The organism is Curtobacterium sp. MCLR17_045 (assembly GCF_003234405.1).
GTDB lineage: Bacteria > Actinomycetota > Actinomycetes > Actinomycetales > Microbacteriaceae > Curtobacterium > Curtobacterium flaccumfaciens.
On sequence record NZ_QKTB01000049.1, the window covers coordinates 1 to 10,805 of the forward strand.

The 10,805-nt window shown below is 72.4% G+C and carries 10 protein-coding genes; 8 read left to right on the forward strand and 2 right to left on the reverse strand.

The features are described 5' to 3' along the window. Positions 1 to 20 precede the first annotated feature (20 nt). Positions 21 to 818: an isoprenyl transferase gene (locus DEJ05_RS17510; RefSeq protein WP_071251399.1), complete on the forward strand. Its 798-nt coding sequence runs from the start codon at positions 21 to 23 to the stop codon at positions 816 to 818. Positions 819 to 871: 53 nt separating this feature from the next. Here the strand turns inward: DEJ05_RS17510 and DEJ05_RS17515 are convergent, their stop codons facing one another. Continuing rightward, a complete protein-coding gene (locus DEJ05_RS17515) occupies positions 872 to 1,819 on the reverse strand; it encodes a LysR family transcriptional regulator (RefSeq protein ID WP_258376186.1) in 948 nt (315 codons plus the stop codon). A gap of 70 nt (positions 1,820 to 1,889) precedes the next feature. Here DEJ05_RS17515 and DEJ05_RS17520 point away from each other — a divergent pair, with 70 nt between their 5' ends. From DEJ05_RS17520 to DEJ05_RS17535, 4 genes are all read left to right on the forward strand, one after another. Beyond that, a complete protein-coding gene (locus tag DEJ05_RS17520) occupies positions 1,890 to 2,945 on the forward strand; it encodes an aminotransferase class V-fold PLP-dependent enzyme (RefSeq protein WP_111111282.1) in 1,056 nt (351 codons plus the stop codon). 107 nt (positions 2,946 to 3,052) lie between these two features. Next, entirely contained in the window at positions 3,053 to 4,438 is a 1,386-nt protein-coding gene (locus DEJ05_RS17525; RefSeq protein ID WP_110864656.1) for a glycine--tRNA ligase, read from the forward strand. Between the two features lie 131 nt (positions 4,439 to 4,569). Further along, positions 4,570 to 5,304, forward strand: coding sequence for a DsbA family protein (locus DEJ05_RS17530; RefSeq protein ID WP_111023153.1), 735 nt, complete (start codon positions 4,570 to 4,572; stop codon positions 5,302 to 5,304). 5 nt (positions 5,305 to 5,309) lie between these two features. Further along, positions 5,310 to 5,573, forward strand: coding sequence for a hypothetical protein (locus DEJ05_RS17535; RefSeq protein WP_146245139.1), 264 nt, complete (start codon positions 5,310 to 5,312; stop codon positions 5,571 to 5,573). An 8-nt stretch (positions 5,574 to 5,581) separates the two neighbouring features. On the opposite strand, the gene DEJ05_RS17540 is transcribed toward DEJ05_RS17535, so the two are convergent. Beyond that, entirely contained in the window at positions 5,582 to 6,067 is a 486-nt protein-coding gene (locus tag DEJ05_RS17540; RefSeq protein ID WP_111111286.1) for an aminoacyl-tRNA deacylase, read from the reverse strand. A gap of 47 nt (positions 6,068 to 6,114) precedes the next feature. On the opposite strand from DEJ05_RS17540, the gene dusB reads away from it, so the two are divergent. Genes dusB through dnaG form a run of 3 tightly spaced genes read left to right on the forward strand, consistent with a single transcriptional unit; the run spans position 6,115 to position 10,533 of the window. Continuing rightward, positions 6,115 to 7,281: a tRNA dihydrouridine synthase DusB gene (dusB, locus tag DEJ05_RS17545; RefSeq protein ID WP_110860455.1), complete on the forward strand. Its 1,167-nt coding sequence runs from the start codon at positions 6,115 to 6,117 to the stop codon at positions 7,279 to 7,281. Beyond that, entirely contained in the window at positions 7,278 to 8,573 is a 1,296-nt protein-coding gene (locus tag DEJ05_RS17550; RefSeq protein WP_110864660.1) for a deoxyguanosinetriphosphate triphosphohydrolase, read from the forward strand. Before dusB ends, DEJ05_RS17550 begins: the two co-directional genes overlap by 4 nt. A 40-nt stretch (positions 8,574 to 8,613) precedes the next feature. Next, the gene (gene dnaG, locus DEJ05_RS17555; RefSeq protein WP_111089454.1) at positions 8,614 to 10,533 is read left to right on the forward strand and encodes a DNA primase; all 1,920 of its coding nucleotides are present in this window, start codon (positions 8,614 to 8,616) and stop codon (positions 10,531 to 10,533) included. The last annotated feature ends 272 nt before the right edge of the window (positions 10,534 to 10,805 follow it).

Genomic DNA, 10,805 nt, shown 5'->3' on the forward strand with positions numbered 1-10,805 from the left:
GTCGAAGGAGCCCCCACCGCATGAGCCCCCGCCGCCCCGACGACGTCGAACCGTTCCGCCCGATCGACTGGACCGGCGAGACGCCCCCGGCGATCCCGGCCCGGTTCGTGCCGGAGCACGTGGCCATCGTCATGGACGGCAACGGCCGGTGGGCGAACGGCCGCGGCCTGACCCGGATCGAGGGGCACAAGGCGGGCGAGGCCTCACTGCTCGACGTCGTCGCCGGGGCGATCCAGATCGGCGTCGGGCACGTGTCGGCGTACGCGTTCTCGACCGAGAACTGGAAGCGCTCACCGGAAGAGGTCCGGTTCCTGATGGGCTTCAACCGCGACGTCATCCGCCGTCGCCGTGACCAGCTGCACCAGTGGGGCGTCAAGGTGCGGTGGGCCGGCCGGCGTCCGCGGCTGTGGCGGAGCGTCATCGACGAGCTCGAGACCGCCGAGCGGATGACGGCGGGCAACGACGTCCTGACGCTGACGATGTGCGTGAACTACGGCGGCCGGAACGAGATCGTCGACGCCGTGCGGGGCATGGCCGAGGACGTCGCAGCCGGGCGCCTGAAGCCGAGCCAGGTCACCGAGAAGGCCCTGGCGAAGCGGCTGTACGTGCCCGAGATGCCCGACGTCGACCTGTTCCTCCGGAGCTCGGGGGAGCAGCGCACGAGCAACTTCCTGCTGTGGCAGTCCGCCTACGCCGAGATGGTGTTCCTCGACCGGCTCTGGCCGGACTTCCGTCGCACCGACCTGTGGGGTGCGATCGAGGAGTACGCCAGCCGCGACCGACGCTACGGCGGCGCGGTCGACACCCCGACGGCCTAGCCCGAGCCCGAGCCCGAGCCCGAGCCCGAGCCCAAGCCCCCGAGCCTGGCCCCTCAGCCCGGCAGCGGCCCCTCGAGCAGGTGGGCCGCGGAGCGCACCGCGTCGAGCGCCGCACGGACGCTCGGTACACGATCGGCACCACGGGCGACGACCACCTCGACACGCCGGGCCAGCTCGTCGTCCACGGGGTCGATCGCGACACCGGCGGGGATGACCGTCGTCGCGAGTGCCAGCCGGGGGAGCAGCGCCACCCCGAGCCCGGCGGCGACGAGTCCCACCACCGCGGCCGCGTTGTCCGTCTCGAGCACGATGTCCGGCGTGAACCCGGCGCTCGCGCACGAGGCGAGCAGGTGCCCTCGGCACCGCGGGCAGCCCCCGATCCACCGGGCGTCGTGGTGGGACGCGAGGTCCACGACGGTGGAGCCGGCGGTGCGGAGTCGCTCCGTGCCTCCCGGCTCGACCGGTGTCACCAGCGCGAGCGGGTCGCGACCGAGCGCCCGGGTGACGAGGCCCGGGTCCGGGGTGGTCCCGACCTCGTCGCCGACGTAGGTGAAGGTGAGGGCGACGTCGACCTCTCCGCCGCGCAGCAGGTCGAGTGCCTCGGGCGGCTCGACCTCGACGTACGAGGTCGTCACGCCGGGCGCCGTCGCGGCGAGCCGGGCGAGCACGGCGGGCACCAGGGCGGAGGACGCGCTCGGGAACCCGGCGAGTCGCACCCGGCCACGGCTGAGTCCGCCGACGGCGTCGAGGTCCTCGCGCGCCGCGGTCAGCGCGGCCTGGACGTGCAGGGCGTGGTCGGCGAGCACCTGCCCCGCGTGCGTGAGGGTCGCGCCCCGTCCGCCCCGCAGCACCAGCGCGTGGCCGAGACGCTGCTCGGCCCGGGCCAGCAGCTGGCTGACGGCCGGCTGGCTCGACCCGAGTGCGGCGGCAGCGCGGGTGATCGACCCGCCGTCGGCCACGGCGCGGAGGACCCGGAGCAACTGGGGATCGATCTCGTCCATCATCCGATGTTATCGGTGGCACAACGAACCGGCTCTGGTGTGATGGGTCGGGAACCGGGACGCTGTCCGCATGGACTCCTTCCCCGCCGGCCGCGGCTACCTGGCGGCGTGCACCGCGGGCCTGCCGACCCGCGGCACCCTCGCCGCCCAGCGCGCCGACCTCGACGCGTGGTCGCGGGCCGAGACGTCGCCCGCCCGGTACGGCGCGCTGGTCGAGCAGGGACGTGCGCTCTTCGCCGCGCTGGTCGGCGTCCCGGCGGAGCGCGTCGCGACGGGCTCGCAGACCTCGGTGATGGCCGCGGTCGTCGCCGACGCGCTGCCGGCCGGCGCCGAGGTGGTCGTCCCCGACGGCGACTTCAGCTCGGTCGTCTTCCCGTTCCTCGCCCAGGCACACCGCGGCGTCCGGGTCCGGAGCGTCCCGCTGGACCGGCTCGCCGCCTCGGTCGGGCCCGACACCGCCCTCGTCGCGTGGTCCGCGGTGCAGTCCGCCACCGGCGTGGTCACCGATCCCGACCCGGTCGTGGCCGCCGCCCGACGCGTCGGCGCCCTGACCCTCTGCGACCTCACGCAGGCCGCCGGCGTCCTGCCCGTCGACGCCGCCCCGTTCGACGTGACGCTCACGCACACCTACAAGTGGCTCTGCGCGCCGCGCGGCGTCGCGTTCATGACGCTCTCCGACACCGCCCTCGGCCGGCTCCGCCCGGTGCAGGCCGGCTGGTACGCGGGAGCGGACGTGTGGTCCTCCTGCTACGGCCCCGCCATGCACCTGGCCGACGACGCGCGGCGCTTCGACGTCTCGCCGGCCTGGCAGGCGTGGCCCGGTGCCGTGGCCGCGCTCGAGCACGCGGTCGCGCTCGACCAGCAGGCGGTCTGGAGGCACGCCACCGGTCTCGCGGATCGGCTGTGCGACGCCCTTGGGTCGCCCCGGCAGGGCGACGGGCAGGCGATCGTGACGTTCGCGGACGCCGACGGGGCGGCCCTCCGGGCCCTCACCGCCGCAGGCGTCACCGCCTCGGGGCGTGCCGGGCGACTGCGCATCGCGTTCCACCTGTGGAACGACGAGTCCGACGTGACCGACGTCGTGGCCGCACTGGGCGGGGTGGGGCCGACCACGTCGGCGAGGTGAGCGTGGAGGGCGGATCCGGGGCGGGCCTCCCGGGCCAGGATCGCCGGTAGTCTTGCCCGGACCGTTTCCGCACCGAGCACCCAGCTCGGCGACCTCTGGAGCACCCTTTGGCACAGCCCTCCCGTCTCGACAGCGTCATCGCCCTGGCCAAGCGCCGCGGCTTCGTCTTCCAGTCGGGTGAGATCTACGGAGGCTCCCGCTCCGCATGGGACTACGGGCCCCTCGGTGTGGAGCTCAAGGAGAACATCAAGCGCCAGTGGTGGCAGCGGTTCGTCCGGGGCCGCGGGGACATGGTCGGCCTCGACTCCGCGGTGATCCTGCCCCGCAAGGTGTGGGAGGCCTCCGGCCACGTCGCGACCTTCACCGACCCGCTGGTGGAGTGCCTGCACTGCCACCACCGGTTCCGCGAGGACCACCTGATCGAGGCGTTCGTCGCCAAGAAGGGCCGCGACCCCGAAGGCCGCATGGCCGAGATCGCCTGCCCGAACTGCGGCACCCGCGGTGAGTGGACCGAGCCCCGCGAGTTCTCCGGGATGCTCAAGACCTACCTCGGCCCGGTCGAGTCCGAAGAGGGCCTGAACTTCCTGCGCCCCGAGACCGCCCAGGGCATCTTCGTCGACTTCGCGCAGGTCGTCACGACGAGCCGCATGAAGCCCCCCTTCGGCATCGGGCAGGTCGGCAAGGCGTTCCGCAACGAGATCACGCCCGGCAACTTCATCTTCCGCACGCGCGAGTTCGAGCAGATGGAGATCGAGTACTTCGTGCCGCCGGCCTCGGCCCAGGAGCACTACGAGCAGTGGATCGCCGACTCGGTGGCGTTCTACACCGACCTCGGAATCGACCCGGAGAACCTGCGTCGATTCGACGTCCCGGACGGCGAGCGGGCGCACTACTCCGACGCCACCGCCGACATCGAGTACCGCTTCGGCTTCACCGGCTCGGAGTGGGGCGAGCTGATGGGCGTCGCGAACCGCACCGACTTCGACCTCAACAACCACATCGAGGCGTCCGGCCAGGACCTCCGGTTCTTCGACCAGGCCGCCAACGAGAAGTACGTGCCGTACGTCATCGAGCCGTCGTTCGGGCTGACCCGTGCACTCATGGCGTTCCTGCTCGACTCGTACCACGAGGACGAGGCGCCGAACGCGAAGGGCGGCGTCGACAAGCGCACCGTCCTGCGCCTCGACCCGCGCCTGGCCCCGGTGAAGGCCGCCGTCCTGCCGCTGTCGCGCAACGAGCAGCTCTCGCCCGTCGCCCGCGGCCTGGCCGACGACCTGCGCAAGAACTGGAACGTGGACTTCGACGACGCCGGTGCCATCGGCCGTCGCTACCGTCGCCACGACGAGATCGGCACGCCGTTCTGCATCACGGTCGACTTCGACACGCTCGAGGACAAGGCCGTCACGGTGCGCGAGCGCGACACCATGGGCCAGGAGCGCGTCTCGCTCGACCAGCTGCAGGGGTACCTGGCGCAGCGGTTGCTCGGCGCGTAGGGGTTCCGGCGGCTCCGCAAGACACCGGTGTTCGTGCGTTGCACACCCGTAATCGGGTGTTCGACCTGCGAACACCGGTGTTTCGCTGCGTGCCACGGGAATGCGCGCCGCACGAGCGCGTTGGGGTCAGCATGAACGACTCCGTGAAGGTCGATGTCTGGTCGGACATCGCCTGCCCCTGGTGCTACATCGGCAAGCGCAAGTTCGAGGCCGGCGTCGCCGCGTTCGGCGCCTCGAGCGAAGGCCGCCCCGTCGAGGTCGAGTACCACTCCTTCGAGCTGAGCCCGGACACCCCCGTCGACTTCGAGGGGACCGAGGCCGAGTTCCTCTCCGGCCACAAGGGCATGCCCGTCGACCAGGCGCAGCAGATGCTCGACCAGGTCACCGCCATCGCCGCGGGCGTCGGCCTCGAGTACGACTTCGAGGCGATGCACCACACCAACACCGTGAAGGCCCACCAGGTCATCCACCTCGCCAAGCAGCACGGCAAGCAGCTCGAGATGGTCGAGCGTCTGTTCACCGCCTACTTCGAGCGCGGCGAGCACGTCGGACAGGAGTCCTCGCTCGCCGACCTGGCGGCGGAGATCGGTCTCGACCGCGACGAGGTCCTCAGCACCCTGCGCGACGACGCCCAGCTCGCTGCGGTCCGCGCCGACCAGGCACAGGCACAGGCGTACGGGATCAACGGCGTGCCGTTCTTCGTGATCGACGGCAAGTACGGCGTCTCCGGCGCCCAGGACCCCACGGCGTTCGAGCAGGTGCTCCGCCAGGTGGTCGCGCTCCGCGAGACCACGCCGGAGGAGGTCGCCTCGGCGGCCGAGCGCGCCGCGGACGACGCGAGCGCCGACGTGGCGGTGACCCGATGACGGACATGACCATCAGTGACCAGGTCGCGGTGCGCCTCCAGGCCGTGACGTCGGTACCGTCCGTGCCGGACGCGCTCACGGGACTGCCGGGCGTGCGCGGCCTCTCCGCCGCTTCCGGCGTTCCCGGCGTTCCCGGCCTGGAGGCCCGTCCCGCGTTGCTGACGCTCGTCACGCCCGGCGGTGCGCCGGTCTGCGAGGGCGACGCCTGCCTGATCGACGCCGGCTCGTTCGCCGGGGCCGAGGGCGACTGGTCCGAGGTGCCGGACTGACGGCTGCGTCAGTCGCGCTGCGGTTCCTCGTCGGTGATGTCGGCGACGGTCGCGCCGTAGGCGGCGACGAGCGCGTCGGCGTCGACGAAGGCGCTCGCCCCGTGCCGGCCCGCACCCAGGGCGACGCGGCGTCCGACGATGCGCTCGTCGGCGTACACCGGCAGGTCGCCCGTGGCGCCGATCGGCGTGATGGTGCCGCGCTCGTAGCCGGACGCCCCGAGCGCGGTGGCGGCGTCGGGCATCGAGAGCTTGTTCACGCCGACGACCGTGCGGAGCTTCTTCCAGGCGATGCTGCGGCCGCCGGGCACCAGGGCGAGCAGGAACCCGCCGTCGTGGCGCTTCACCACCAGGGTCTTGACGATGTCGCCGGGCTCGATGCCGAGCAGTTCGGCGGCCTCGTGCAGGGAGTCCGCGGCGGGGCGCTCGACCACTTCGACCGGCAGGCCGCGGGCCTGGGCGTCGGCGTCGAACCGGGTGCTGGCGTCGGTCGTCATGTGGAGAACGCTACCGGCGCGCACCGACGTGGGAAGATGGGACAGGTATGACGATCACACAAGCACCCGCCTCGCGAGTCGGCGGCCCCCTGCGCATCGGCCCGATCGAGGTCGACGTGCCGGTCGTGCTCGCGCCGATGGCCGGGATCACGAACATGGCCTACCGCCGGCTGTGCCGCGAGTACGGCGCCGGGCTCTACGTGTGCGAGATGATCACCTCGCGTGCGCTGGTCGAACGGACCCCCGTGTCGATGCAGCTCATCCAGCACCACGAGTCCGAGACCCCGCGGTCGATCCAGCTGTACGGCGTCGAGCCGAACACCGTGGCCGAGGCGGCGTCGATCCTGGTGGGCGAGGACCGTGCCGACCACATCGACCTGAACTTCGGGTGCCCGGTGCCCAAGGTCACCCGCAAGGGCGGCGGCGCGGCCCTGCCCTGGAAACTCGACCTGTTCCGCGAACTCGTCACCAAGACCGTGCGCGCCGCGGGCGACGTCCCCGTCACGGTGAAGATGCGCAAGGGCATCGACGAGGACCACCTGACCTACCTCGACGCCGCCCGCATCGCGCGCGACGCCGGTGTCGCCGCGGTCTCGCTGCACGCCCGCACCGCGAACGAGCACTACTCCGGGCACGCCGACTGGTCCGCGATCGCCACCCTGAAGGAGACCGTCACCGACATCCCGATCCTCGGCAACGGCGACATCTGGTCGGCCGCCGACGCGCTCCGGATGATCGACGAGACCGGCGCCGACGGCGTGGTCGTCGGGCGTGGCTGCCTCGGCCGCCCGTGGCTGTTCGGCGACCTGGCCGCGGCGTTCCGCGGCGAGGGGCTGCGGTACATGCCATCCCTGGGCGAGGTCGCCGACGGGTTCCGTCGGCACGCCGAGCTGCTCGTCGAGTTCTTCGGCGACGAGGAGCACGCCTGCCGTGACATCCGCAAGCACGTGGCCTGGTACTTCAAGGGGTACCCGATCGGCAGCGACGTCCGGGCCGGCCTGGCGATGGCGTCGAGCCTGCAGGAGATCGACGACTTCCTCGGCCAGCTCGACCACGACGCGCCCTACCCGGGTGCCGACGCCGAGGGGCCGCGCGGTCGTGCCGGACACCCGAAGCGCACCGCCCTGCCCGACCGCTGGCTCGAGAGCCGCGACGTCGACTCCGAGTTCCGCAAGGTCCTGGCCGCCGCCGAGCTGCACCACAGCGGCGGATGAGCGCCACCGCCTCGTACGGCCCGGCGGACGCGGAGCGCTGGCTCCCCGAAGAGCACGGCAACCGCCGCTCGGACTTCGCCCGTGACCGCGCCCGACTGCTGCACTCCAGTGCGCTCCGGCGCCTGGCCGCCAAGACCCAGGTGCTCAGCCCGACAGCGGGGCTCGACTTCGCCCGCAACCGGCTGACGCACTCGCTCGAGGTCGCGCAGGTCGGCCGCGAGCTCGCCGACTCGCTCGGACTCGACCCCGACGTGGTCGACACGGCGTGCCTGGCGCACGACATCGGGCACCCGCCGTTCGGGCACAACGGCGAGACCGCGGTGAACGCCTGGGCGACCGGCATCGGTGGCTTCGAGGGCAACGCGCAGACGCTCCGGTTGCTGACGCGGCTCGAGCCGAAGGTCTACGGCGTCCGGCCCGGCGCCGACGTCGACCGTCCGTTCGGGCTCAACCTGACCCGTGCGTCGTTGGACGCCAGCTGCAAGTACCCGTGGCCCGCTGCGCAGGGGGTGTCGGAGTCGTCGTCCGGGCGCACCAAGTTCGGCTTCTACGACGACGACCACGACGCCTTCGAGTGGCTCCGTGCCGGCGCCCCGCGTCGCCAGCGGTGCATCGAGGCGCAGGTGATGGACCTCGCCGACGACATCGCGTACTCGGTGCACGACTTCGAGGACGCCGTCGTCGCCGGGTTCATCGACGTCGCGGCCCTGGGCGACCGCGTCGGTGAGAACGACATCGTGACCGCCATGCACGCGTGGGTCGGCGACGACCTGAGCCGCGACGAGCTGCTCGAGGCCTTCGACCGCCTGCGCGCGCTGCCGCTCTGGATGACCGCGTACGACGGCTCCCGCCGGGACGCCGCACGCCTCAAGAACCTGACGTCGCAGCTGATCGGCCGCTTCGCGCGCACCGCAACGACGGCCACCCGCGAGTCCTACGCCTCGGGATCGCTCGTGCGGTTCGCCGCGTCGGTCGTCACCCCGCCCGAGATCATCGGCGAGATCGCGGTGCTCAAGGGCATCGTCGCGGCCTTCGTGATGACCCAGGGCGACCGTCAGCCCGTGTACGAGGACCAGCGCCGCGTGCTCACCGAACTGCTCGACGCGCTGGCGGCGACCGGTGCGTCCGACCTCGAGCCGGGCTTCGCCGCCGACTGGCACGCTGCGGACGACGACGCCGGCCGACTGCGCGCCGTCGTCGACCAGGTCGCGAGCCTGACCGACCAGGGCGCACTCGCCTGGCACCGACGTCTGGTGGTGGGTGACCGTGACCCGGTCCACATCGCCGTCTGACCGGTCCGCCGACGTCGGTCCCACGAACTAGGATCGAGGGGTGGCTGGCAGGATCGCGCGGAACGACATCGACGAGGTCCGCTCGCGTGTCAACATCGCCGACGTCGTGGGCGACTACGTCACGTTGAAGCACGCGGGCGTCGGGTCGATGAAGGGCCTGTGCCCCTTCCACGACGAGCGCTCCCCGTCGTTCCACGTCCGGCCCCAGGTCGGCCGCTACCACTGCTTCGGCTGCGGCGAGGACGGCGACGTCTTCAGCTTCATCATGGCGCAGGACCACACCACCTTCGCCGAGGCCGTCGAGCGCATGGCCGCGAAGATCGGCTTCACCCTGCACTACGAAGAGGGCGACGGGCCGCGCACCGACTACAACACCCGTGCTCGGCTGATCGCCGCGAACGAAGCCGCGCTCGAGTACTTCACCGCGCAGCTCACCACGGCCGCCGCCGACCCCGCCCGCCGGTTCCTGGGGGAGCGCGGGTTCGACCCCTCGGCCGCGCAGCACTTCGGCGTCGGGTTCGCCCCGAAGTCCTACGACATGCTCAAGGACCACCTGCGCGGGCGCGGCTTCACGATGGAGGAACTCGTGTCCGCCGGCCTCGTCAGCCAGGGTGACCGCTCGCCGTACGACCGGTTCCGCGGGCGGCTGATGTGGCCGATCCGCGACGTCACCGGAGCGACCATCGGGTTCGGGGCGCGCCGCCTGCTCGAGGACGACAAGGGTCCCAAGTACCTCAACACGCCCGAGACCCCGATCTACCACAAGAGCCAGGTGCTCTACGGGCTCGACCTGGCCCGCCGCGACATCTCGAAGCAGAAGCAGGTCGTCATCGTCGAGGGCTACACCGACGTGATGGCGTGTCACGTCGCGGGCGTCACGACCGCGGTCGCCACCTGCGGTACGTCGTTCGGTGTCGACCACATCAAGGTGCTGCGCCCGATGCTCGGTGACCTGGCCGGCGCCGACCCGAACGCCAACGGCGAGGTCGTGTTCACGTTCGACCCCGACGAGGCCGGGCAGCGCGCAGCCTCGCGTGCCTTCGCGGAAGAACAACGGTTCGCGGCGCAGACCTACGTCGCCGTGGCGCCCGGCGGGCTCGACCCGTGCGACCTCCGGCTCGCCCGCGGTGACGACGCCATCCGCCGCCTGGTCACGAACAAGCGCCCGATGTTCGAGTTCATGATCCGCCGCACCCTGGACGGCCACGACCTCGAGACCGTCGAGGGGCGCGTCGGTGCCCTGCGCGCTGCTGCGCCCGTGCTCGCCGGTATCCGCGACCGCTCACTGACGCAGGGCTACGTGCGCGAACTCGCCGGCTGGCTGGGGATGGAGATCCCCGAGGTCCGTCGGTCGGTCGAGACCGCCCGACGCCGTGCGGGCTCCGCCGGGCAGGACGACCGGTCCGCAGGCGCCGGGCGCGACGGCCGCAACGGGAACGGCACCGACGGGGCCGACACCCCCGACGAGCCCGTCGCCGGCATCCGCTCGCTGCCGAACGACCCGATCAGCCGCATGGAGCGCGACGCCGTGATGGCGATGGTGCAGCAGCCCACGTCCGTCGGCGCACCGATGCTCGGGCTCGCCGCGTCGGCCACGTTCTCGACGCCGATGCTCGCCGCGGTGCGGGACGCCGTGGTCGCCAACGTCGACGTCATCGGCGCGGGGGACTGGCTCGACCGGCTGCTCGCCGACGTGCCGGCGCCCCTCCGCACCCTGACGCACGAACTCGCCCTCGCACCCATCCCCGCGCGCAACGCGGAGGACCTGGCGGCCTACTGCCGGAGCATCGTCGTGGCCCTCGTCGAGCGCGACCTGCTCGCCCGCAAGGCCTCGTTGCTCGGGCAGCTGCAGCGCGCCGACCCGCACGAGCAGGCCGAGCGCCGCGCCGAGATCCAGCGGCAGCTCGTCGACATCGACGGGCAGCGGATGCGGTTGCGCGCCGACGCCGAGGCGTCCTAGGGCTCTTCGCGCGCGGCTCGCGCGGCAGTTGGCGGGTGCGCCAGATCGTCTCGGTCGCACGACGCGCCGGGTGCGCTTCACCGAGGTCGCACGAACTGTCGTGCGGCGGGGCTGCGAGCGGCAGTTGGTGCGACTTCGGCGGTCCGTGGGTGGTCAGGACGTACCGTCTGTGGGGCGTCGAGTGGTCGCAGGGCGTCGGTTGGCCGGGGTTCGGCCGACGGGACGTGACCGCGCGGGGTGAGGCGGGCGGTGAGTCGTGACCGGTCGGCGGG

What these genes read in the sequence shown, in the direction of transcription:
- DEJ05_RS17540 (WP_111111286.1), bottom strand. Translation starts at nt 6,067, where the DNA reads ATGACGACCGACGCCAGCACCCGGTTCGACGCCGACGCCCAGGCCCGC.
- DEJ05_RS17535 (WP_146245139.1), top strand. Translation starts at nt 5,310, where the DNA reads ATGACCATCAGTGACCAGGTCGCGGTGCGCCTCCAGGCCGTGACGTCG.
- DEJ05_RS17550 (WP_110864660.1), top strand. Translation starts at nt 7,278, where the DNA reads ATGAGCGCCACCGCCTCGTACGGCCCGGCGGACGCGGAGCGCTGGCTC.
- DEJ05_RS17520 (WP_111111282.1), top strand. Translation starts at nt 1,890, where the DNA reads ATGGACTCCTTCCCCGCCGGCCGCGGCTACCTGGCGGCGTGCACCGCG.
- DEJ05_RS17510 (WP_071251399.1), top strand. Translation starts at nt 21, where the DNA reads ATGAGCCCCCGCCGCCCCGACGACGTCGAACCGTTCCGCCCGATCGAC.
- dusB (WP_110860455.1), top strand. Translation starts at nt 6,115, where the DNA reads ATGACGATCACACAAGCACCCGCCTCGCGAGTCGGCGGCCCCCTGCGC.
- DEJ05_RS17530 (WP_111023153.1), top strand. Translation starts at nt 4,570, where the DNA reads ATGAACGACTCCGTGAAGGTCGATGTCTGGTCGGACATCGCCTGCCCC.
- DEJ05_RS17515 (WP_258376186.1), bottom strand. Translation starts at nt 1,819, where the DNA reads ATGGACGAGATCGATCCCCAGTTGCTCCGGGTCCTCCGCGCCGTGGCC.